Origin of the sequence: Streptomyces sp. NPDC006335, assembly GCF_040612795.1 — a bacterium.
Lineage (GTDB): Bacteria > Actinomycetota > Actinomycetes > Streptomycetales > Streptomycetaceae > Streptomyces.
In genome coordinates this window covers 501,116-523,126 of sequence record NZ_JBEXQX010000005.1, presented here as the reverse complement: position 1 = coordinate 523,126, position 22,011 = coordinate 501,116, and the positions used below count along the sequence as shown (strand labels likewise).

Here is a 22,011-nt window from a genome sequence, read left to right as displayed (position 1 = left end):
TCACAGGGCCAGGACGATCGCGTACACCAGGAAGAACGCGGCGACGAGGACGACCAGGAGCAGGATCAGGGCCAGCGGCCCCTTGGCCCAGCCCTTGGTCGGGTTGTGCGTCTCCCGGGGGCCCGCCTCGGGCAGGCTGCTCTCGGCGGGCGGGGTCTCGCCCGGGGGGACGCCGCCGCCCGGTTCCAGTCCGGTGGTGCGCTCGGGTTCGGGATCGGGGTTCGTGTGACTCATGCGGTCCGAGTGCCCCGATCTCGACGAGATCACGGCTGACCGCTTACTTCCGTATTCCAGGTACCACTCGCTCGCGCCTGGGCTAGATTCGAGCACCGCGGATGACCGAACTCGTCCGCGTCGTCACAGTCCGTACACGTCAGGAGCAGCGCAATGCGCGACTTCGCCCTCGCTCCCCGGACCATCTCGCGCTCCAGCGGCGGTCTGGCCGACAGCGTGTTCGAGCGGGCGGAACTGGAGCCCGCCCTGCCGGTGCTCGCCCGCCGTCCCGAGGGCTCCCCGGGAGGCTGGCAGAAGGTGACGACGGCGCAGCTGCGGGACCAGGTCGTCGACCTCGCGAAGGGACTGGTCGCCTCCGGTATCTCACCCGGCCACCGGGTGGCGATCATGGCGCGCACCCGTTACGAGTGGACGGTCCTCAGCTACGCGCTGTGGACGGTCGGCGCCGAGGTCGTGCCGATCTATCCGACGTCCTCCCGCGAACAGACCGAATGGATCCTGCGCGACGCCGGCTGTGTGGGCGTGGTGGTGGAGGACGAGCAGGCGGTCATGACGGTCGGCTCGGTGTGCGCCTCGCTGCCCCGGCTGCGCCACGTCTGGCAACTGGACGCGGACGCGCTGGAGGACCTGACGGAACGGGGCCGGACGATCCCGCTCGCCACGGTCGAGTCGCTGCGCCGTATCGTGCTGCCGGACTCCACGGCGGTCGTCGCCTACACCTCCGGCACCACGGGCCACGCGCTGGGCTGCGCGCTCAGCCACCGCGGCCTCGCGAGCAACGTCGACACCCTCCTCGAAGGCTGGCGCCACATCACGGCGGCCCCCGGGGAGCAGCCGTCCGTCCTGGCCTTCCTGCCCTTCTCCCATGTGTACGGCCTCATGATCCAGGGTGTGTGCATCCGCGGCGGTCTGCTCATGGCCCACGAGCCCGACCTGAGCGAGGAGGCGCTGGCGACCTCCCTCCAGTCCTTCCGCCCCACCTACTTCTACGCCGTCCCCTCGGTCTTCGAGAAGATCTACAAGAACTTCCTGCGCGCCTCCCAGCAGGCGGGCCGGGGCGCCCTGTTCGAGCGGGCCGCCGACACGGCACGCGACTTCGCCCTGGCCTGCGAGCGGCAGCGGCTGGGCGAGGGCCCCGGTCCCGGGTTCGACCTGCGGCTCCAGCACGCCCTGTACGAGCGGACCGTGTACCGCAGGCTGCGGGCCGCGCTGGGCGGCCGGGCCCGCCGTGCCACCTCGGGCGGCTCCACCCTCAACCGCGAACTCTCCCTGTTCTACGAGGGCATCGGCGTCTACGTCCACGACGGGTACGGCCTCACGGAGACCTGCGGCGGGATCACCATGCAGCCGCTGGGCCGGGAGAAGTCCGGGACCGTGGGCCGCCCCCTGCCGGGCGTGGATCTGCGGGTGGCGGACGACGGGGAGATCCTGGTGCGCGGGCCGTCGGTCTTCCAGGGCTACGTCAACGACGAGCACGCCACACGGGCCGCGCTGTACGGCGGCTGGCTGGCCACCGGGGACCTCGGGCGGCTGGACGCCGACGGCTATCTGACGATCACCGGCCGCAAGAAGGACATCATCGTCACCACCAGTGGCAAGAGCGTGGCCCCGGCCGCCCTGGAGCACCGGCTGAGGATGCATCCGCTCGTCCACCAGGCCGTGGTGGTGGGTGACAACCGGCCCTGCGTGGGCGCCCTGCTCACCCTGGACCCGGTGTTCCTGGCCCACTGGCGCGGGAACCTGGTGGCCCAGCAGGACCCCTCGGCCCGCGAGGCCCGGGAGGAGAACGCGCTGCGGGAGGAGATCGCGCGGGCGGTGGCCGCCGCCAACAGCACCGTCTCGCGCTCGGAGTCGATCCGGGTGTTCCGGGTGCTGCCGGAGCCGTTCGACCTGGCCAACGGTCTGCTGACGCCGTCGATGAAGCTGCGCCGGGACGAGATCGTGCGCCGGTACGCGGCGGAGATCGACGCGATGTACCAGGCCCGCTCGGCCGGCGCCCGGCGGACCCCGGCGGAGGACTTGCTGAGCTGGGACGACTCGGACAACGTGTTCCGGTGAAACCCGGCCCGTGGGCAGCGTTCCCGAAGGTGAGGACGATTGGGCGGCCTGCCCTCGGGAACACGGCTCATTGTCGACGTGAGACAGTACGACAACCCGTAGACGCCGAGCCGTGAGAGCGGCACGGCACCGAGCCGCATTGGGACGAGACACTGACTTCCGAGGCGATTCCGAGCCGCACCACCCGTTTCGCGGGCGAGCCGCAATGCGTGACGGGTGCGCGGCTCGCCGCTGAAGAATTCCTGGACGACCTCGGCCAGAGCGTGCCGCCCGCGACCCCCGAACACTGGGACGACATCCTGCTGGTGGTCACGGAACTCGCCGCGAACGCCGTCCAGTACGCCCCCGGGCCCTTCGTGCTGCGCATGCGCCGCACCTTCGACGGCGTGCACGTCACGCTTCGCGACACCAACCCGACGCCGCCGGCCCCCCGTTCCTTCGATCCGCGCACGGGCGGCGGCGGCATCGGCTGGCACCTGGTCCACGCCCTGTGCGACCAGGTCAGCGTGGTGACGGACGAGCGGGGCAAGGATGTGCACGTCTTCCTGCCGTGGTGAACCGCCCCGCCAGGCCCGTCAGGCGGTGGCCGTGAGCCGCAGATAGTAGGCGCCGACCGCCGCGAGGTACTCACGGTCCCTGGTCTCGCTGTCGGTGCGGAAGCGGGGGGCCGCCTTCACCTCCGACCCGGTGCAGGCCAGCGTGATCCGCCGGCCCTGGGTGTCGACCCGCGTCACGACGCCCAACGGGACCAGGACGCTGCGGCCGAAGATCCAGACGCCGGTGTCGACGACGAGATGTCCCATGCCGTGGGGGGCGGCCTGCCGGTCCACGTGTCCGATCGTGCCGTCGCTCGCGACGACGCTGAAGCCCGTCAGGTCCTGTCCCTCGACGTATCCGCTGTCCGGCGCGTACGACCAGATTCTGTCGGTGGTCACGCTGCTCCTTCCCTCCCGAGCGCTGCACGGATCCCGCCTCTTCGCTGCGAGCGGGCCCACAGCACCCCATACCCCTCTGCCGCACACACATTCGGCGACCGGCATCCTCACAAGCGGTTTCCCCGGGTCCGGTCCGCGCACCTCCTTCACTTTTCTCCCGGTGCACTTTCAGGCCAGGACGGGCAAGGTGGTCCTCGACGCATTCGTCGCGCCCGCACGGGCAGACGAAGGGCGTTCGAGGCAGACCGCCTGGAGCCGCAGAAAGGGATGAACACCGTGACACGACCCAGGATCCTGGTGGTCGGCGCCGGCTTCGCCGGAGTCGAATGCGTTCGCCGGCTGGAGCGGAAACTCTCCCCGGACGAAGCCGACGTCACGCTGGTGACGCCGTTCGCCTACCAGCTCTATCTCCCGCTGCTCCCCCAGGTCGCCTCGGGTGTGCTGACGCCCCAGTCGATCGCCGTCTCCCTGCGCCGCAGCAAGAAGTACCGCACCCGGATCATCCCGGGCGGCGCGATCGGCGTGGACCTCAAGTCGAAGGTCTGCGTGATCCGCACCATCACGGACGAGATCGTCAACGAGCCGTACGACTACATCGTGCTGGCGCCCGGCAGCATCACCCGCACCTTCGACATCCCCGGTCTCACCGAGCACGCCTTCGGCATGAAGACCCTCGCCGAGGCCGCCTACATCCGCGACCACGTCATCTCGCAGCTCGACCTCGCGGACGCCAGCCAGGACCCGGCCGAGCGCGCGGCCCGGCTCCAGTTCGTGGTGGTCGGCGGCGGATACGCCGGCACCGAGACCGCCGCCTGTCTGCAGAAGCTCACGCACGCGGCGGTCAAGCGCTACCCGCGCATCGACCCGTCGCTGATCAAGTGGCATCTGATCGACATCGCCCCGAAGCTGATGCCGGAGCTGGGCGACAAGCTGGGCCGCAGCGCGCAGGAGATCCTGCGCCGGCGTGGCATCGACGTGTCGCTGGGGGTCTCCATCGAGAAGGCGGGCCCCGACGAGGTCACCTTCACCGACGGCCGGGTGATCCCGACCCGGACCCTGATCTGGACGGCCGGTGTCGTCGCCAGCCCGCTGATCGCCACGCTCGGCGCCGAGACGATCCGCGGGCGGCTCGCGGTGACCGCCGAGATGACCCTGCCGGGCCAGGACGGCGTCTTCGCGCTCGGCGACTCCGCCGCCGTGCCCGACAAGGCCAAGGACGACGACAGCGCGATCTGCCCGCCCACGGCCCAACACGCCATGCGGCAGGGCAAGGTGGTCGCCGACAACGTCATCGCGACACTGCGGGGCCAGGCCCTGAAGCCGTACGTCCACAAGGATCTCGGCCTGGTCGTCGACCTCGGCGGAACCGACGCCGTCTCCAAGCCGCTCGGCATCGAACTGCGCGGCCTGCCCGCCCAGTTCGCCGCCCGCGGCTACCACTGGGCCGCGCTGCGCACCAATGTCGCCAAGGTCCGCGTGGCGACGAACTGGACGCTCAACGCCATCGCGGGCGACGATTTCGTCCGCACCGGTTTCCAGGCCCGCAAGCCCGCGAAGTTGAAGGACTTCGAGTACACGGACGCGTACCTGACGCCGGAACAGGTCAGGGCGCAGGTCGAGGGGACACGACAGCTGGACCAGTAGGTGTGGCGCACATCACTCCGGGCCGCCGATCGGTTTCCGGCCGGTCGGTGGTCGTAGGAAGAACAGCAAGCGCCACCGAGAGGACACCGCCATGGCCGCGACCGTGAAGGGCCCCGCGAGCTACTTCCCCTCCATCGAGAAGAAGTACGGCCGCCCGATCTCCGACTGGCAGGAGCTCGTCCGCTCCTCGCCGCTGACCCGGCACATGGAACTGGTCGCCTGGCTGAAGACCGAGCACGGGCTGGGACACGGCCACGCCAACGCGCTGGTCGCCCACACCCTCGCGGAGGCCAAGGGCGAGTGATCCATTCCGCCGTGCCATGCTGGAACGGATCATGACGTGACACGGGAGTGAGTACGGCGGAGTGAACACAGCGAGGCTGCGCGATCGGGTCGCGGCGTCGGACCCCGGGCTGCTGCGGTTGGCCGCCGGTCTGCGCACGGTAGGGGCGATCGCGCTCACGCTGGTCGTGCTCGGTGTGCTGGGGGTGAGCGTCCCGCACCTGGTGGCGGGCGCCATCGCGGCGATGGTCGCCACCTTCGCCATCCGGGAGAAGCAGCGCGCCCCACAGGCCGTGACACTCGCCCTGGGCCTGCCGGTGGCAGCGGCCTCGCTGTCCCTGGGCGCGCTGCTGAGCTCCCGGGTGCTGGCTGGTGACCTGTTCTTCGTCGCGCTGATCTTCTGCGCCGTCTACGGCCGCCGCTTCGGCGACCGGGGCACCGCGCTCGGCCTGATCGGCTTCCAGGTCTACTTCGTGTCCCTGTTCGTCGGCGCCACCGTCTCCGGCCTGCCCGAGCTGTACGGCGTCCTCGGCGTCGCCTTCCTGTGCAGCGCGGCGGCACGCTTCCTGCTGGTGCCGGAGACCCCGGCGGGCCTGCTGGAGCGCCTGCGGGAGGCTTTCCGGGCCCGGCTGGCCCAGCTCGTGTCCGCGCAGCTCGAGCTTCTCGACGCCGGGCCCGAGGAGATCGACGAGGCGCTGAAGGACGTACGCGAGGGGACGGCGCGGCTGCACGAGACCGCGCTGATGATCCAGGGGCGGCTGGAGGAGGGGACCGCCGACGAGGCCGCGGCGCGGCTCGTGCAGCGGCGGATCGCCGACGCCGAGATCGCGGCCGAGCGGCTCGGCCTGTTGCTGTTGTCGGCCCGCAGCGCCGAGCGTGCGGACACCCTCACCCTGCATCTGCCGGGTGCGCCGGCCCCGCGGACGGGCCCGATGCCGGGCCGGGACGAGGCGATGGCGAGGGTGCGGCGCGATCTGGAGGCTCTGCGGCTGCTGGTGCTGCGCCCGGTCGCGGCAAGGTCCAGCACGGCCCTGTCCCAGATCCGCAACCGGCTGCTCGGCTACCGCGAGGAGGAGAACCTGCCGCCCGCGCCGCCCGCCGTCCAGGACGTCTTCCGGGGCGTCGGTGAGGCCGCCCGCGCGGTGCTGGGCCTCAGGATCGCCCTGGACGGCCCGCAGGACGAGTCGGACGACTCCCCCGCGACGGCCCGCTCGCGCGAGGAGCTGGACGCCGAGGACGCCGTCATCGACGCCGGTGAGGAGGACGGCGGGACGCAGGAGGAGCTCACGGGGCTCAGGCGGCCCACCACCCGGGCCGCCGTGCAGGTCGCCGTGGGGTCCTCGCTCGCCATCGTCGGCGGCGAGTTCCTCTCCAGCCAGCGCTGGTACTGGGCCGTGCTCACCTGCTGGATCGTCTTCCTCAACACCGCGTCCACGGGCGAGATCCTGGTCAAGGGATACCGCCGGCTGGTCGGCACCGTCCTCGGCGTGCTCGCCGGGATCGTGCTGGCGGGGGTGGTCGGGCAGCACACCTGGACGGCGTTCGCCCTGGTGCTGGTGCTGGTGTTCGCGATGTTCTACACCGCGCCGCTCTCCTACACCCTGATGTCGTTCTTCGTCACCGCCGCCCTCGGCCTGCTCTACACACTGCTGCACACCTACAGCCTCTCGGTGCTGGTGCTGCGCGTGGAGGAGACCGCGCTCGGCGCGGCCTGCGGGGTGATCGCGGCGGCCTTCGTCCTGCCGGTGCGCACGGACCGCCGTACGAACGACCTGCTCGTCACCGTCCTGGAGCGGCTCGACGAGGTCACCGAGGCCGCCGTGGACCAGCTCAGCGGCGGCTCCTCCGAAGAACTGCTCGACCGGGCGCGCGATCTGGACCAGGCGCTGGCCGACCTGCGGGCCGCCACCCAGCCGCTCACCCATCCGATCACGCCGCTGCGGGCCCGGCGGGACACCGCCCGCTATGTCGTGGCGCTCCTGGAGACCTGCGCGTACCACGCGCGGTCCCTGGCGGCCACCGCCGAACTGCTGCCCACGCACCCCTCGATCGCGGCGGATCCCCGGCTGCGCAGGGCCGGCCGGCGGATCGGGGAGAACATCGCGGCCATCGCCGCGCATGTCGCCGACGAGCGCTCCACCGCCCGGGTCGAGACCGGGCCGAGCATCGCGTCGCTGCTGGAGTCCGAGGTCCCCGGCACCCCGCGCTTCGGCCGGGTCACCGACCGCGTGCTGCGGCACGTCCAGCGGCTGGACGAGACCCTGGTGGGCCTGGCCCGGCCACTGGACGTGCCGGTCGCGGCGCCCCGTCGTTAGGGGGCCGAGAGACGGGGCCCAAGGGCGCTCAGAGGTCCGTGGGCAGGCCGCTCACCTCGGCGATGCCGCGCAGCTCGTCGTCGAGCCGCCGACGTTCGCGGATGTAGTCGGCGATCTCACCGAGGCGGACCGGGTCGGAGGCAGTGTCCGCGTCGGTGACCACCCGGATCGGGCTGGTGGTGTCATCGACATGGAGTTCGATCACCTGGTTGTCCATTCGGCCGGTCACCGCCGTGGCGATGACCAGGGCGGCCTCGTCGCGGATCTCCTGGGGCAGCCCGTCCTGCTGGCTGTCCTCGAGGGCGAAGTCCAGCGCGGGCAGTTGGTGCTCGTCGATCGCCCGCAGGACCGGACGGACGACGCTGAGCAGGAGCTCGTAGTCGTCCGAGGCCATGCGGATGCGCAGAAGGTCCAGGTAGACGTCCACGGGCCTACCGTCGGGCGGAAGCTCGGGTTCGTTCATGCACCCCGGGTTCCCCGTGACCCGCCGCTCAGACCCTCCGCCACCGAGCCATCGCGAACGAGAACAACCCGAACAGCACCAGCCCGACGGCGACCAGGACGAGCAGCCACGGTCCCAGCGGGGTGTCGGCGAAGGAGCGAAGCGTGTCGTCGAGGCCCTTGGCCTTCTTGGGCTCGTAGTCGACCGCGGCACGGACGGCGAACGCGCCCGCCGCGGTGAACACCACACCGCGCGCCACGCCGCCGCCCACGCCCGTCACATCGACGAACTTCCGGACCCGCGGGCCCATCTGGGCGAGCTTCATCTTGTCGTGGAAGGACCTGCGCAGTGCCTGCGCGGCGATCCACACACCGGCCACCGCGACGCCGATACCCGCGATGCCCACCAGCCACTGCCCGCCGGGCCACTCCAGGATCCTGGCGGTGACGTCCTTGGACTGCTTGTCGCTGGATCCGCCGCTGCCGGAGCCGACGGCGAAGGAGAGCACGGAGTAGGCGACGAACGCGTAGAAGACGCAGCGGGCCGCCGACAGCAGCCGTTTGGTGGCCTTGCCGCCGTCGGGGCCGACCGCGCCGAACACCACCTCGGACAGCCGCCACAGGGCCATGCCGACCAGCCCGATCCCCAGCGCCCACAGGACGACGGAACCGAACGGCTTGTCGGCGAGGGCGGCGAGGGCGCCGCCGCGGTCGGCCTGGCGCTTGCCGTCGCCGAAGGCGATCTGCAGCGCCAGCACACCGACCAGCAGGTAGATCACTCCGCGGGCGGTGAAGCCCGCGCGGGCGGCGCCCTCCATGACGGAACCGCGTGCCGCGCGCCTGGCCTGGATCCGGCCGGTCGGTGCCGTGGAGCTCGTGGTCATGTCGACCTCCTGGGAGTCCGGATGCCGTCCTGGCGGACGGTCACACGGGATGCGGTCAGTCGTCCGGTCACGCGGGTTCGGGCGTGGCGGCGAGCAGACGGTGAGCCGTCTTGAGGGCCAGCCGCACGTCCCGCGTGCCGGTGGATACACAGAGCGTGTAGGCGAGGTCCCGGGCCCTCGGGCTCGGTTCGGCCGCCGTCGCGGCCTCCTCGGCGCGCAGCGCCTCGTACTCCTGGACGAGGCGCCGCAGGAACGTGCGGTCGGGTATCAGCATCCGAGTCCCTCCTCGTGCTCTCAGGCCTCGGCCGGGCCGTCGGCCTGACGCCTCGCCCGGTCGGCCATCGCCTCGTCGCGCACGCGGGCGCAGCTGCGGCTGATGAGCCGGGAGACGTGCATCTGCGAGATGCCGAGCTGGTCGGCGATACGGCTTTGTGTCATGTCCTCGAAGAAACGCATGTAGAGGATGGCCCGCTCACGCTCGGGCAGCTTGCGCAGGCCCTCCTTGGCGGACTCGCGGTCGACGACGACGTCGTACGAGGTGTCCGGGCCGCCCAGGGTGTCGGCGAGGCTGTAGCCGTCGTCGCCGGCCGAGAGTTCGGCGTCGAGGGACAGGGTGCTGAAGCTTTCGAGGGCCTCCAGGCCGGTGGTGACCTCTTCCTCGGTCAGGCCGGTGTGGGCGGCGAGGTCGGCCGGTGTCGGTTCGGGGGCGCCGGGGTTCTGGGTGAGCTCGCGCCGGGCCACCCGCACCTTGTTGCGCAGTTCCTGCACGCGGCGGGGCACCCTGAGGGCCCACATGCGGTCGCGGAAGTGGCGCTTGACCTCGCCGGTGATGGTGGGCACGGCGTAGCTCTCGAAGGCTCCGCGTTCCGGTTCGAACCGGTCGATGGCCTTCACGAGCCCGAGGGCGGCGACCTGGCGCAGGTCCTCGAGGGACTCGCCGCGGTCGCGGAACCGGCCCGCGATGCGGTGGGCCATGGGCAGCCAGGCGGTGACGAGTTCGTCGCGCAGGGCGTCGCGCTCGGGGCCTTCCTCCAGCCCGGACAGGCGGGCGAAGAGGGCCATGGTGTCAGGGGCGTCGTCGTGCCGCCGCCTGCCGGAGGTGGTGGGACGGTCCTGCGTGGTGGGACGGCTGGTCGACGTGTCGGTGAGCATGCGGATTCGCTCCTGAAGAACGGGTTCAGGGACTGACCGCGGGAGGAAGACGCCGGGACCGCCGAAGTGGGGCCCGCAGCAGCCATACAGCTCCCGCTGGCGCGCCTCCGGTCCGAAGCACGAAACTGCGTCTGCCCTGCTGTATGGCACCCAAACGCCGCCGATGAAACTCCGTTTTCCGGCGGCTTGCACAGGAGTGCCGAACTAGCCCAGGGGCACCACGGCGGTGATGCACTTCCCGCCCGAGGGCAGGTCGGTCACGCGGACGTCGCGGGCCAGCCGGCAGACGATCGGCCAGCCGTGTCCGCCGGGCCGCCACCTGCCGCGCGGGTCGACGGGCTCCTTGGCGACGGGGAGCGCCGTGCTGCGGTCGCTGACCGAGACGCACACGCCGCGGCCCTCGACGGTGACCCGGAAGTCGGTGACGCCGCCACCGTGCAGGATGGCGTTGGTGGTGAGTTCCGAGGCGACGAGCAACGCGTCCGAGAGCGCCTGCGCGTCGCACGGGGTGTGTGTGGCGCGGCAGCGTTCGGACACGGCCCGCTCGACCGCCTGGCGTGCCTCGGCGGGTGCGTACGGCCGCGGTTGTACGCGTCGGCGTGCGACGGAGATTTCGGGGGTGGCTGCGGTCCTGTGCTCGTCGCACATGACGTGGCTCCTGATCGGTGGATCGACTGGTCGTTCTCAGGTCGGTGAAGCAGAAGCCGGGCCCGGCCGGGCCCACGGACGCGGTGACGGTGGTGTACGGTGCGCGCCCTCCGTAGGCCTCCAGTAATCGGCTGACCTGTGCGCGCCGGGTCAAACCTCCCCGTTTCGGGCGGCCATCCGGCGATTCGATCGCGTTCCCGGGGTACGCGAACTGCATGACGGATGTCGTGGACTCAGATGAACTGCTGCGCCGGATCCAGCGCGCCCGTGCCTGCGCCGCGGAGGAGGAGCGGTCCTGGCGGGCCCGGAGTGACGAGCTGGAACCCTCCGATCCGGAGGCCGCAAGGGACGCCGCCGTACGCACCCTGGCCTACGAGGCCGTGACCAGGGTGCTGGACGAGGTGATCAGGCCAGGCAGTCGCTGACCGCCGGGCGCCCCGGTCCGGACCGATTGCCGGACGTCCGGGCCGGGCACCCGGGGACGATGACTGTCGATCACACCCAAGCACCGGTCCTGGATGCCCTGGCCGACTACCACCGCCGGGGGCAGCTCTCGTTCGCGCCACCGGGACACAAGCAGGCGCGCGGGGCCGATCCGGCGGTGCGCGAGACGCTGGGGGACGCGGTCTTCCTCGGGGACGTGCTGGCGTCGGGCGGTCTGGACGACCGGCTGACGCGGGGGCGGGTACTGGAGCGGGCCGAGGAGCTGATGGCCGACGCCGTGCACGCCGACCACACGTTCTTCACCACGTGCGGGAGTTCCCTGTCGGTGAAGGCGGCGATGCTGTCCGTCGCGGGCCCGCACGAGAAGTTGCTGATCGGGCGGGACGCGCACAAGTCGGTGGTGTCCGGGCTGATCCTGTCGGGGATCGAGCCGGTCTGGGTCGAACCGCGGTGGGACGCCGAGCGTCACCTCGCGCACCCGCCGTCCGCCGCGGAGTACGAGCAGGCCTTCGAGGCCCACCCGGACGCGAAGGGCGCCCTGGTCACCAGCCCGACCCCGTACGGCGGTTGCGCCGCGCTCGGGGACATCGCCGAGGTCTGCCACCGCCGTTCGGTCCCGCTGATCGTGGACGAGGCGTGGGGCGCGCACCTGCCCTTCCATCCCGATCTGCCGTCCTGGGCCATGGACGCGGGCGCCGACATCTGTGTGACCAGCATCCACAAGATGGGCAGCGGCTTCGAGCAGGGGTCCGTCTTCCATCTGCGGGGCGATCTCGTCCCACCGGACCTGCTGAAGATGCGGGCGGACCTGCTGGGCACCACCAGCCCCTCGGTGCTGCTGTACGCCGGTCTGGACGGCTGGCGCCGGCAGATGGCGTTGCGGGGCGAGGAGTTGATGGGCGGTGCGCTGGATCTCGCGGCCCGGGTCCGTGCCGCGATCGAGGAGATCGACGGGATGCGCGTCAACGGCCGCGACGACTTCTGCGGGCCCGGCCTCGCTGACGATGTCGACCCGCTGCCCGGCGTCATCGACCTCTCGGAACTCGGGATCAGTGGATTCCAGGCCGCCGACTGGCTGCGCGAGCACCGGCACATCGACGCCCATCTCAACGACCACCGGCGTATCGGGATGCAGATCACCCACGGCGACGACGAGGAGACGGCCGGCGAGTTGCTCGCGGCGCTCAAGGATCTCGCCCGGGCCGCGCCGGAGTTGGGCCCGGCCCCGCGGATGGAGGTACCGCCGCCGGCCGAGCTGCGGATGGAGCAGGTCAGGCTTCCCCGGGACGCCTTCTTCGGGCCGGCCGAGGACGTGCCGGTCGCCGAGGCCGCCGGGCGGATCGCGGCCGAGATGATCACGCCGTACCCGCCGGGGATCCCGGCCGTGCTGCCGGGCGAGCTGCTGACCGAGCCCGTACTGGGCTATCTGCGGACCGGGCTGGCCGCGGGCATGAACCTGCCCGATCCCGCCGACGCGGAGTTGAGGACGATCAGGGTGGTAAACGCGTCCGCCGAGTGAAACCGGTCACGCACCCCGGATCTGATTGCGCGAAATCGCCATGGATGGTTTACGGTTCATCCATACGTGGTGACGGGGTCGACACACCGTCCTCCGACACCACCTCTGACTGCCCTGGCTGGCCTCCCCCGTCCAGCCAGGGCTTTTTCATGCCCTGCGCAGATCCTCACATCCGCCGAGGTGCCCCGGACGACGGCAGCCGCTGAAATGGGCGTAGGCACAACCGGAATCCATCGCCGGCGAGGAGCCCCGCGTCATGACCAAAGCGATAAAACTGCTGACCGCACTACCGCAGCCGCAGCGCCAGAGCCTGATGACGCTCGCCAGGGAGGTCTCCTTCCCCGAGGACTTCCGCATCTTCGAGGCCGGCGGTACGGCCGACCGCTTCTGGGTCATCCGCTCCGGGGCGGTCTCGCTGACCCAGCAGGTGACCAGCCACCACCGGGTCACCGTCGCCGGACTGGGCTCGGGCGACCTGCTGGGGTGGTCCTGGCTGTTCCCGCCGTACCGGTGGGACTTCGGCGCGGAGGCCTTCAGCCCCGTGCGGGCCTACGAGTTCGACGCGGCGGCGGTGCTCCGGCTCTGCGAGGAGGACCGGCAGCTCGGCATGATCCTGGTCCGCACGGTCGCCGAGATCCTCGCCCACCGTCTGGAGACGACCCGGGGCAAGCTCATGGAGCAGTACGGCTCGCACCGCAGGGGAGCGCTTTAGGGTCTGTCGTTTGGTTCAGGCCGGCGTCACGGAGCGTGGTGGCAGGCGCTCCCACAGAGGGGGTGCCCCCGGCCGCCTTGTCGTCGGGTGTCGACTCCCCCACGCTCGAACAGCCTCGCGCGGGAGGGGCCCCATCGCGTCGCAGCCCTCCTGCGCCTTGCAGCGGCACGCACCACGCCCGCTCATGTCGGTTGAGCGCCGCAGTCCCTCTGTGCCGACCTGATCCAGACGACAGGCCCCAGCCGTCAGACGCGGTAGCGACGCAGTGCGGGTGCCGCGAAAGCCAGGGTCAGCATGACGGTGACGACCAAGAGGCCGCCGCCGGCGACCGCGGCGCGGGCCCCGAAGGCCGAGCCGGCCGTACCGTGCAGGACGTCGGCGAGGCGGGGGCCGCCCGCGACGACGACGGTGAAGACGCCCTGCATCCGGCCGCGCATCTCGTCGGTGGCGGCGGAGAGCAGGATCGCCCCGCGGAACACCATCGAGACCATGTCGGCGACCCCGGCCACGGCCAGGAACACCACCGCGAGCCACAGACTCCCGCTCAGCCCGAACCCGGTGATGGCCACACCCCAGACGACGACCGCCCCGATGACCATCCAGCCGTGCCGGCGGGCCCGCGAGAACGTGCCGGAGAACAGCCCGCCGGCCACGGCGCCGATCGGGATCGCGGCGAACAGCAGGCCCAGCGCGAGCTCTTCGCCGTACGGGGCGTAGGTCTCGGCGGCGAGCTGCGGGAAGAGGGCGCGGGGCATGCCGAAGACCATGGCGACGATGTCCGCGAGGAAGGACAGCAGCAGCACCTTGTGCGCACAGATGTAGCGGAACCCCTCGACGATCTCGCGTACGCCCGCCCGGCGTGCCCCCGAGGCGGCGAGCGGCGGCAGGGCGGGCAGCCGGTAGACCGCCCACACCGTGACGCACAGCGCCAGGGCGTCGATGAGATACAGCTCCGGCAGGCCGATCACCGGGATCAGCACGCCCGCGAGCAGCGGGCCCATCACCTGGCCGGTCTGCATGACCGTCGAGCCGAGGGCGTTGGCGGCGGGTAGCTGGTCCTCGGGCACCAGACGGGCGATGGAGGCGTTGCGGGCAGGGGAGTTGAGACCCCAGAAGGCCTGCTGGACCGCGAGCAGGACCATGAGGGCCGCCACCGAGTCGAGCCCGCCGACCGCCTGGAGCCAGAACAGGACCGAGGTGACGGCGATACCGCTGTTGGTGATCAGGAGCAGCTTGCGGCGGTCCATGCTGTCGGCGACCGCGCCGCCCCACAGCGCGAACACGATCAGCGGCAGCAGTCCGGCCAGGCTCGCGGCGCCGACCCAGGCCGAGGAGCCGGTGATGTCGTAGATCTGCTTGGGCACCGCGACGGCGGTGAGCTGGCTGCCGACGGCCGTGACGATGGTCGAGCTCCACAGCCGGCGGTAGGCCGGGATGCGCAGCGGGCGGGTGTCCATCGCCCAGCGCCGCCAGCCGCGCCGGGGTGGCGGCGCCTCCTCGGTCACGGGTGCCTGCGGGTCGGTGCTGCTCTCGCCGGTGTCCACACGCTTCCTGGTTGCTCGGTACATCTATCGGGTCCGGGGTTCACTATCGCAGGACCGTCCAGGCGTTCGGTAGGCGATGTCTCAGGTCGTGGACCCGCCCCTGGGCGTCACGCTCCGGCCACGAGCGTGACGCCCAGGGCGATCATCATGGCGGCGACCAGTCCGTCGAGGAAGCGCCAGGCCGTCGGTCCGGCCAGGAAGCGGCTGAGCAGCCGGGCCCCGAAGCCGAGCGAGGCGAACCAGCACAGGCTGGCGAGCACCGCGCCGAGCCCGAAGGTCCAGCGCAGGGGGCCGCGGTCGGCGGCCACGGAACCGAGCAGGAACACGGTGTCGAGATAGACGTGCGGGTTGAGCCAGGTCATCGCCAGACAGGTCAGCACCGCCCGCTTCCGGGAGCCCGTCGCCCCGCCCTCCGTGTGCAGGCCCGACTGCCCCGGCCGCAGGACCCGGCGGGCGGCGAGGGCGCCGTAGCAGAGCAGGAATCCGCCGCCGATCCAGCCGACCAGGGTCAGCGCGCCCGGCCAGGCGACCACCAGCGCCCCGACACCGCCGACACCGAGGGCGATGAGCGCGGCGTCGGACAGGGCGCAGATGCCGACGACGGCGAGGACGGCGTCGCGGCGGACCCCCTGGCGCAGGACGAAGGCGTTCTGGGCGCCTATGGCGACGATGAGCGAGAGGCCGGTGCCGAAACCCGCGGCGGCGGCGGACAGAGAAGCGGACATGGCCTCGACGGTACGGAGACGATCACCGCGCGTACAGCTAAAGATTCTTAAGTAACATTAGCTGATGTGATGATGACCGAGCTCCCTCTGGATCAGGTGCGGACTCTGCTCGCGGTGGTCGACGAGGGCACGTTCGACGCGGCGGCGGCTGCTCTGCACGTGACGCCGTCGGCGGTGAGCCAACGGGTGAAGGCGCTGGAGCAGCGCACGGGACGGGTCCTGCTGGTGCGCACGAAACCGGTGCGGCCGACCGAGTCGGGCGAGGTGGTGGTGCGGTTCGCCCGCCAGCTCGCCCGACTCGAGCGGGACGCGCTCGCCGAGCTGGGCATGCCCGGCGAGGGGGAGGCGACCCGGGTGTCGGTCGCGGTGAACGCGGACTCCCTGGCGACCTGGTTCCTCAAGGCCCTGACGCGGGTCCCCGACCGGGAGCGGCTGTGTTTCGAGCTCCGGCGCGAGGACGAGACCCGTACGGCGGAGCTGCTGCGGGAGGGGCTGGTGATGGCGGCGGTGACGTCTTCTGCCGAGGCGGTGGCGGGGTGTTCGGTGCGCCCGCTGGGGCGCATGCGGTATCTCGCGGCGGCCAACCCGGAGTTCGTCGAGCGATGGCTCACTGGCGCCCTGCCGGACGGGCTGCCGCACGCGCCGGTGGTGACGTTCGACCGGAGTGACGACATCCAGGACGGTTTCCTGCGGGGGCTCGGCCGGGCCGGAGCGAGTCGGATGCGGCACACGGTGCCCACGTCGGAGGGGTTCGTGGAGGCGATAGCGCTGGGGCTGGGGTGGGGGATGGTGCCCGAGGCGCAGGTGGGTCCGCTGCTGCGGTCCGGACGGTTGATCTCGCTGGCGCCGGATCGTCCGGTCGATGTTCCGCTGTACTGGCAGCAGTGGAAGCTGGACTCTCCGGCCTTGGCCGCGCTGGTCGACGCCGTGACGGCGGCCTCCTCAGCGGCGCTCCGCTGATCCGGACCTCCCTCGCGGGGCGCTGACCGTCTGGCTCTCCACGCTGTCCAGGAGCATGTCCAGCGCCGTCGGATAGGCGCTGGTGACCATGCGGCTCGCCAGGAGACGCGCCGCTTCCGCGATCCTCGGATACCGGTCGGCGGGCAGGCGCGCGTACGTCGAGCGCCACTTGTCCTCGTCGGCGTCCAGCGCCGCGCTCGGCAGGGCCAGGGACGCCGCGTCCAGGGCCGCGAAGGCCAGCGTCTGGTCGATGAAGGCGTGGTAGATCCGCACGGTGTCCGGGAGGGCGAGGCCCGCCCCGCGCAGGATGTCCAGGACCGCCTCGTCCGCGGCCAGTTCGTTGGCCCGGCCGGTGACCCTGCTGGTCGTCAGCACGGCGGCCTGGGGATGGGCGACGTACGCCGCGTGGATGCGCAGACCCACCTCGCGCAGATCGTGCCGCCACTCCCCCGTCGGCGCCCACCCCTCCAGCGCCTGCCCGATCAGGGCGTCACCGATGGCCAGAGTCAGTTCGTCCATGCCGCGGAAGTAGCGGTAGAGCGTGCTCGGGTCGGCGTCCAGGGCCAGGCCCAGACGGCGGGCCGTGAGGCCGGTGCTGCCGTGCTCGCGGAGCATGCGCAGAGCCGTCTCGACGATCAGCCCTTCGGACAGCACGGTCCCGCTCCTGGTGGGCCTGCGCCGACGGCGTTTCTCCTCGGGGACCACGGGTTTCGGCATGGCGGCCTCCTTATGCCAACGCCATTGACCTTATGCGAGCGCACGGCGTTGTATCTCCGCCGGGGCCCCTGCATCTGCGGAAACCGACCCGTCACAGGGAGTGTTTGTCATGCGTGTACTGCTCGTGGGCGCCGGGGGCGTCGGCACCGCCATCACCCGGATCGCCGCCCGGCGGCCGTTCTTCGACGCCATGGTCGTCGCCGACTACGACCGGGCCCGCGCCGAGGCCGCGGTCACCGCGCTCGGCGACCGGGCCGACCGGTTCCGCGCCGAACGCGTGGACGCGAGCGACGAGTCGGCCGTGACCGCCCTGCTGGAGCGGCACGCCTGCGACGTCCTCCTCAACGCCACCGACCCGCGGTTCGTGATGCCGCTGTTCCGGGCGGCGCGCTCCGCCGGGGCGACCTATGTCGACATGGCGATGTCCCTGTCCCGTCCGCATCCGGAGCGGCCGTACGAGGAGTGCGGGGTCAAGCTCGGCGACGAGCAGTTCGCGGGGGCCGAGGAGTGGGAGAAGGCGGGCGCGCTGGCTCTGGTCGGCATGGGCGTGGAGCCGGGCCTCTCGGACGTCTTCGCCCGGTACGCGGCCGACGAGCTCTTCGACGAGATCGAGGAGATCGGTGTCCGCGACGGTGCGAACCTCACCGTCGACGGCCACGACTTCGCCCCCTCCTTCAGCATCTGGACCACCATCGAGGAGTGCCTGAACCCGCCGGTGGTCTACGAGGCCGACCGCGGCTGGTTCACGACGGAGCCGTTCAGCGAGCCGGAGGTCTTCGACTTTCCCGAGGGCATCGGCCCGGTCGAGTGCGTGAACGTGGAGCACGAGGAGGTGCTGCTCGTCCCCCGCTGGGTCGGCGCCCGCCGCGTCACCTTCAAGTACGGCCTGGGCCGCGAGTTCGTCGAGACGCTCAAGACGCTGCACCTGCTGGGACTGGACCGCACCGAGCCGGTGACCGTGCCGGGCCCCGCCGGGCCGGTCGCGGTCTCGCCGCGGGACGTCGTGGCGGCTTGTCTGCCCGACCCGGCGACCCTGGGCGACCGGATGCACGGCAAGACCTGCGCGGGCACCTGGGTGAAGGGCGTCAAGGACGGGGCGCCGCGCGAGGTGTACCTCTACCACGTGGTCGACAACCAGTGGTCCATGGCGGAGTACGGCTGTCAGGCCGTGGTGTGGCAGACCGCCGTGAACCCGGTCGTCGCCCTCGAACTCCTGGCCGGCGGCGCCTGGACCGGCACGGGTGTCCTCGGTCCGGAGGCGTTCCCGGCCCGTCCCTTCCTTGATCTGCTGACCGCGTACGGCTCCCCGTGGGGCCTGCGGGAGCAGTGACCGGGCACGTCCCACAGGACCCGGTTGTTTCACAGCGCATCGACAGGTGACCCGAAAGCGAGTAAGGCATGCACGAGGGCACGTACGACTTCGATCGCAGGTGACTTTGATGGACAACTGGCGAACCCATGCCGCGTGCCGCCGCGAGGACCCGGACCTCTTCTTCCCCGTCGGCACCACGGGCCCCGCGCTGGTCCAGACGGAGCAGGCCAAGTCCGTGTGCCGGCGCTGCCCCGTCCAGGAGCAGTGTCTGCAGTGGGCGTTGGACACGGGGCAGGGCATCGGCGTCTGGGGCGGCACCAGTGAGACGGAACGCCGGAGCCTCGCCCGGCGCGCGGCCGCCGCGCGCAGAAGGTCCGGCTGACGGGAGACTGAACGGGTCCGGTCGCCGGACCCGTTCAGTATCAGTGGCCTGGGCACCGTTCAGTGTCAGTGGCCCGTGCGCCGCAGCGGGCCCCAGGGGTTCTCCTGCCGGTCCACCGCGGTCCGCGCCTCGTCGATCACCTGGGGGTCGATCCAGCACATCGGCCGCACGTCGGCGACGAGCGGCTCGTTGTCAGGACCTCGGCCCCGCTCACGGCCCTGGAGCACCCACGGAAGTACGCCGGGGCCCTTCTCGTGCGGCAGGTGCGAGTAGTCGTACAGGCGCCGGGCCACCCACAGCTGGGCGGGCCGCCCCTGCCACCAGTCCTCGACGTCGAGCGGGTTCGCCGAGAGACCCGGCAGGGCCAGGCCGGTGAGTTCGTCGGTGCTGGAGGACCGGGCCAGATCGACCTCGGGACCGCGCGACCAGCGGACGTACAGCCGCTCGTGCCGCTCCGCCAGGCCCGCGAGCTCGGCGAGGGTCCGCACCACCGGCAGCCCGTCCGACACGGTCATCTCCCGTCCTCCCGTTCCTTGCGCTTCCTTCCGCGGGCATACGGGGTACCCGCACGCCACGAGGGGAATCAGGCGTCCGGACCGGGCGGGGAACCCCCCGGCATCCGCAGGGTGAAGACGCTGCCGGTGCCGGGCTCGCTCGCCGCCGCGACCGTCCCGCCGTGGGCCGCGAGCAGGTGCCGGACGATGGGCAGGCCCAGGCCCGAGCCACCGGTACGACGGCTGCGGGACTTCTCCGCGCGCCAGAACCGGTCGAATACGTGCGGCAGCTCGTCGGGGGCGATGCCGGTGCCGGTGTCGACGACCTCCAGGACGATGTCGTCGCCGTCCCGACGCGCGGACAGCGTGACCGTGCCGCCGGCCGGGGTGTGGCGCAGCGCGTTGGACACCAGGTTGCCGAGCGCCTGCCGCATACGGACCGGGTCGGCGTCCAGCCAGGGCTCACCGTCGACGTCGGTGCGCAGCTCGACCCGGGCCGCGTCGGCGGCGACGCGGTGGGCCGCGGCGACCTGCTGGAGGAGTTCGTCGCAGCGGACGGGCTCCGGGTGCAGGCGCAGGGTGCCGGCGTCGGCGTCCGCGAGGTCCTGGAGGTCGTCGATGACACGCTGGAGGACGAGGGCCTCGTCGTGCAGGGAGGCGAGCAGGGCGGGGTTGGGGTCGACGACGCCGTCCCGGGTGACCTCCAGCCAGCCGCGGATGTTGGTGAGCGGGGTGCGCAGTTCGTGGGCGATGTCGCTGACCATCGCCTTGCGCTGGGCTTCCAGGCGCTCACGGCGTTCGGTCAGGTCGTTGAAGGCGACGGCGAGGATGCCGGTCTCGTCGCGGGTCGTGACGGGGACGCGCACATGGAGTTCGGGCGGCTGCTGGGCCGCCGCGGTGAGCGCCCGCAGCGGCCGCACCAGCCGGGTGGCGACCAGGGCGGTCGCGGCGACGGTGACGGCGAGCACGAGCCCCGCGGTGCCGACGACCTTGGCCTTGTTGACCGGGGACATGTCGAACAGCACGGCCGGTGTGTCCCCGGTGCCCAGGAAGAGCTCGGCCACCGGTGCCACGTACGGGTCGAGCTGGGCGCGGCGGGCCTCGTCGACGCAGGTCCGGCTCGCGCGCTCCTGTTTCGCGTCCCCCGCGAAGGTGGGCGCCAGCGACGGGTCGGCGCCGGCGATCGTCGCGCCGACGGTCAGCCGGACGTCGTCGCCCAGGCCGTGGCGGACCAGACAGGGGCGCGCCTCCTTCTGGAGTGCGGCCAGGGCCTTCGCCTCCGTGGGCATCGGCGTGTTGAGGAAACCGTCGGCGCACGGTTCGGGCACGTAGGAGGGCTGGGCGGTGCTGTCCGCCTCCGTGAGGAACGGACGGCCGCTCGGGGTGTGCGCGATGGTGGTCTCGACGCCGTTGTGGTGGAAGCAGATCTGGCGTTTGCGTGCGAGGGCGTCGATCTCGATCCGCTCCCCCTTCGTGAGCCGGTACGGGCCGACCGCGCGCGGATCCATGCCGCTGATCTGGGCGCCGCGTTCGCTGTAGGTGTCGGTGCGCAGCGGGTCGACGGTGGCGGCGGCGCTCGGCGGCAGGGCGGTGCCGCGGGGCGCGGAGTCGGCGATGGCCGTGCGGTCGGGGGCGGTCAGGGCGATGCGCCGGCCGGTCCTCGCCGACAGCTCCCGTACGGTGGCGGCCACTGCGGTCCAGTCGGGGTGGGTGGCCGCGTATCCGCTGAGTTCGGCGAGGACGTCCATGTCGTCGGCGAGTGCCTGCCCCTGTTCCTCGCGCAGGGCCTGGGTGGTGGTCGCCACGGCCAGCCAGGCCGTCGCGGCCACCGAGCACACCGCGATGAGCCCGGACGTGATCAGCAGGCGGACCAGCAGACGCTTGTGCAGAGGTATCCGCGCGCTCATCCGCGGCTCCCGCTGAGCTTGTAGCCGACGCCGAACACCGTCAGCAGCCGTGCCGGGCGGCGCGGATCGGTCTCGATCTTGCGGCGCAGGTTCATGATGTGCACGTCCACGGCCCGTTCGGTGGAGGCCCGGTCGGTGCCCCGGGTGACCTCCAGCAACTGCCGCCGCGAGAAGACCCGTTCGGGCTCGGCGACCATGGCCAGCAGGATCTCGAACTCGGCTGGGGTGCACTCCACCGGCGCCCCGTCGCACCGCACCTCGTGCCGTACCGGATCGACGGCGAGGCCCGCGGCGCGGACGACGGGATCCTCCCGCCGGTCGGACACGGCGGCCCGTCCGCTGCGCCGGAGGACGGTCCGGATGCGGGCCATGAGCTCCCGCGGGCTGTACGGCTTGGTCATGTAGTCGTCGGCGCCCAGCTCCAGGCCCAGCAGGACGTCGTCCTCGTCGGACCGCGCGGTGAGCATCACGACGGGGATGTCCGCGTCGCGGCGCAGCACCCGGCACACGCCGAAGCCGTCGATCACGGGCAGCATCAGGTCCAGGACGACGAGGTCGGGGGCGACCCGCCGGGCCGCGTCCAGGGCGGCCCGCCCGTCGTGGACCACGGTGGCGGTGTGGCCCTCCGCGAGCAGGGACCGCCGTATGAGTTCGGCCTGCATCTCGTCGTCCTCGGCGACCAGCACATGTGCGCACACCCGG

Annotated in this window: 24 protein-coding genes; 11 read left to right on the top strand and 13 right to left on the bottom strand. The window is 71.9% G+C overall.

What is annotated here, in order from left to right; translation table 11 throughout:
- Positions 1–234, bottom strand: coding sequence for a DUF6480 family protein (locus ABZ098_RS18585; RefSeq protein ID WP_356592305.1), 234 nt, complete (start codon positions 232–234; stop codon positions 1–3).
- Between the two features lie 153 nt (positions 235–387).
- On the opposite strand from ABZ098_RS18585, the gene ABZ098_RS18580 reads away from it, so the two are divergent.
- The gene (locus ABZ098_RS18580) at positions 388–2,292 is read left to right on the top strand and encodes an AMP-dependent synthetase/ligase (protein WP_356592303.1); all 1,905 of its coding nucleotides are present in this window, start codon (positions 388–390) and stop codon (positions 2,290–2,292) included.
- A gap of 152 nt (positions 2,293–2,444) precedes the next feature.
- Positions 2,445–2,849: an ATP-binding protein gene (locus ABZ098_RS18575; protein ID WP_356013639.1), complete on the top strand. Its 405-nt coding sequence runs from the start codon at positions 2,445–2,447 to the stop codon at positions 2,847–2,849.
- A gap of 18 nt (positions 2,850–2,867) precedes the next feature.
- Here ABZ098_RS18575 and ABZ098_RS18570 read toward each other — a convergent pair whose 3' ends face one another.
- Positions 2,868–3,227 carry a PRC-barrel domain containing protein gene (locus ABZ098_RS18570; RefSeq protein WP_356592301.1) on the bottom strand — a complete coding sequence of 120 codons (360 nt, stop codon included), beginning with the start codon at positions 3,225–3,227 and terminating at the stop codon, positions 2,868–2,870.
- A gap of 267 nt (positions 3,228–3,494) precedes the next feature.
- Here ABZ098_RS18570 and ABZ098_RS18565 point away from each other — a divergent pair, with 267 nt between their 5' ends.
- The 3 genes from ABZ098_RS18565 (at position 3,495) to ABZ098_RS18555 (ending at position 7,468) form a co-directional block, all read left to right on the top strand.
- Positions 3,495–4,871 carry an NAD(P)/FAD-dependent oxidoreductase gene (locus ABZ098_RS18565; protein ID WP_356592299.1) on the top strand — a complete coding sequence of 459 codons (1,377 nt, stop codon included), beginning with the start codon at positions 3,495–3,497 and terminating at the stop codon, positions 4,869–4,871.
- A 91-nt stretch (positions 4,872–4,962) separates the two neighbouring features.
- Positions 4,963–5,175, top strand: coding sequence for a DUF4287 domain-containing protein (locus tag ABZ098_RS18560; protein WP_356592297.1), 213 nt, complete (start codon positions 4,963–4,965; stop codon positions 5,173–5,175).
- Between the two features lie 61 nt (positions 5,176–5,236).
- Complete coding sequence (locus ABZ098_RS18555; protein ID WP_356592295.1) at positions 5,237–7,468, top strand: FUSC family protein; 2,232 nt, start codon at positions 5,237–5,239, stop codon at positions 7,466–7,468.
- 28 nt (positions 7,469–7,496) lie between these two features.
- Here the strand turns inward: ABZ098_RS18555 and ABZ098_RS18550 are convergent, their stop codons facing one another.
- The 5 genes from ABZ098_RS18550 to ABZ098_RS18530 form a co-directional block, all read right to left on the bottom strand.
- Complete coding sequence (locus ABZ098_RS18550) at positions 7,497–7,931, bottom strand: hypothetical protein (RefSeq protein WP_356592293.1); 435 nt, start codon at positions 7,929–7,931, stop codon at positions 7,497–7,499.
- A 28-nt stretch (positions 7,932–7,959) separates the two neighbouring features.
- Positions 7,960–8,793, bottom strand: a complete 834-nt coding sequence (locus ABZ098_RS18545) for a DUF1206 domain-containing protein (protein WP_356592291.1) — start codon at positions 8,791–8,793, stop codon at positions 7,960–7,962.
- Positions 8,794–8,860: 67 nt separating this feature from the next.
- A complete protein-coding gene (locus tag ABZ098_RS18540; protein ID WP_356592289.1) occupies positions 8,861–9,067 on the bottom strand; it encodes a DUF5133 domain-containing protein in 207 nt (68 codons plus the stop codon).
- A gap of 20 nt (positions 9,068–9,087) precedes the next feature.
- Positions 9,088–9,945, bottom strand: a complete 858-nt coding sequence (locus ABZ098_RS18535) for a SigB/SigF/SigG family RNA polymerase sigma factor (protein ID WP_356592287.1) — start codon at positions 9,943–9,945, stop codon at positions 9,088–9,090.
- 204 nt (positions 9,946–10,149) lie between these two features.
- Entirely contained in the window at positions 10,150–10,593 is a 444-nt protein-coding gene (locus tag ABZ098_RS18530; protein WP_356592285.1) for an ATP-binding protein, read from the bottom strand.
- Between the two features lie 215 nt (positions 10,594–10,808).
- Here ABZ098_RS18530 and ABZ098_RS18525 point away from each other — a divergent pair, with 215 nt between their 5' ends.
- The 3 genes from ABZ098_RS18525 (at position 10,809) to ABZ098_RS18515 (ending at position 13,268) form a co-directional block, all read left to right on the top strand.
- Entirely contained in the window at positions 10,809–11,018 is a 210-nt protein-coding gene (locus tag ABZ098_RS18525) for a hypothetical protein (protein WP_007379740.1), read from the top strand.
- Between the two features lie 59 nt (positions 11,019–11,077).
- Complete coding sequence (locus ABZ098_RS18520) at positions 11,078–12,556, top strand: aminotransferase class I/II-fold pyridoxal phosphate-dependent enzyme (RefSeq protein ID WP_356592283.1); 1,479 nt, start codon at positions 11,078–11,080, stop codon at positions 12,554–12,556.
- Between the two features lie 256 nt (positions 12,557–12,812).
- Positions 12,813–13,268, top strand: a complete 456-nt coding sequence (locus ABZ098_RS18515) for a cyclic nucleotide-binding domain-containing protein (RefSeq protein ID WP_356592281.1) — start codon at positions 12,813–12,815, stop codon at positions 13,266–13,268.
- Between the two features lie 245 nt (positions 13,269–13,513).
- On the opposite strand, the gene ABZ098_RS18510 is transcribed toward ABZ098_RS18515, so the two are convergent.
- Positions 13,514–14,836 carry an MFS transporter gene (locus ABZ098_RS18510; protein WP_356592279.1) on the bottom strand — a complete coding sequence of 441 codons (1,323 nt, stop codon included), beginning with the start codon at positions 14,834–14,836 and terminating at the stop codon, positions 13,514–13,516.
- Between the two features lie 83 nt (positions 14,837–14,919).
- A complete protein-coding gene (locus tag ABZ098_RS18505) occupies positions 14,920–15,537 on the bottom strand; it encodes a LysE family transporter (RefSeq protein WP_356592277.1) in 618 nt (205 codons plus the stop codon).
- Between the two features lie 69 nt (positions 15,538–15,606).
- On the opposite strand from ABZ098_RS18505, the gene ABZ098_RS18500 reads away from it, so the two are divergent.
- Positions 15,607–16,497 (top strand): LysR family transcriptional regulator ArgP, encoded by an 891-nt coding sequence (locus ABZ098_RS18500; protein ID WP_356592275.1) that lies wholly within the window; start codon positions 15,607–15,609, stop codon positions 16,495–16,497.
- Here the strand turns inward: ABZ098_RS18500 and ABZ098_RS18495 are convergent.
- Entirely contained in the window at positions 16,480–17,214 is a 735-nt protein-coding gene (locus ABZ098_RS18495) for a TetR/AcrR family transcriptional regulator (RefSeq protein ID WP_356592273.1), read from the bottom strand. The two genes, ABZ098_RS18500 and ABZ098_RS18495, sit on opposite strands and share 18 nt — an antisense overlap.
- A 109-nt stretch (positions 17,215–17,323) precedes the next feature.
- Between ABZ098_RS18495 and ABZ098_RS18490 the strand changes: the two genes are divergently transcribed.
- Together ABZ098_RS18490 and ABZ098_RS18485 are read left to right on the top strand one after the other, a co-directional pair.
- A complete protein-coding gene (locus ABZ098_RS18490) occupies positions 17,324–18,544 on the top strand; it encodes a saccharopine dehydrogenase C-terminal domain-containing protein (protein ID WP_356592271.1) in 1,221 nt (406 codons plus the stop codon).
- A 109-nt stretch (positions 18,545–18,653) separates the two neighbouring features.
- Entirely contained in the window at positions 18,654–18,908 is a 255-nt protein-coding gene (locus tag ABZ098_RS18485) for a WhiB family transcriptional regulator (RefSeq protein ID WP_356592269.1), read from the top strand.
- A 65-nt stretch (positions 18,909–18,973) separates the two neighbouring features.
- Here ABZ098_RS18485 and ABZ098_RS18480 read toward each other — a convergent pair whose 3' ends face one another.
- The 3 genes from ABZ098_RS18480 to ABZ098_RS18470 all read right to left on the bottom strand — a co-directional run bounded on the left by ABZ098_RS18480 (position 18,974) and on the right by ABZ098_RS18470 (position 22,007).
- A complete protein-coding gene (locus ABZ098_RS18480) occupies positions 18,974–19,423 on the bottom strand; it encodes a DUF6098 family protein (RefSeq protein ID WP_356592267.1) in 450 nt (149 codons plus the stop codon).
- 68 nt (positions 19,424–19,491) lie between these two features.
- Positions 19,492–21,309, bottom strand: a complete 1,818-nt coding sequence (locus tag ABZ098_RS18475; RefSeq protein WP_356592265.1) for a HAMP domain-containing sensor histidine kinase — start codon at positions 21,307–21,309, stop codon at positions 19,492–19,494.
- Positions 21,306–22,007: a response regulator transcription factor gene (locus ABZ098_RS18470; RefSeq protein WP_356592263.1), complete on the bottom strand. Its 702-nt coding sequence runs from the start codon at positions 22,005–22,007 to the stop codon at positions 21,306–21,308. Before ABZ098_RS18470 ends, ABZ098_RS18475 begins: the two co-directional genes overlap by 4 nt.
- Between the last annotated feature and the right edge of the window lie 4 nt (positions 22,008–22,011).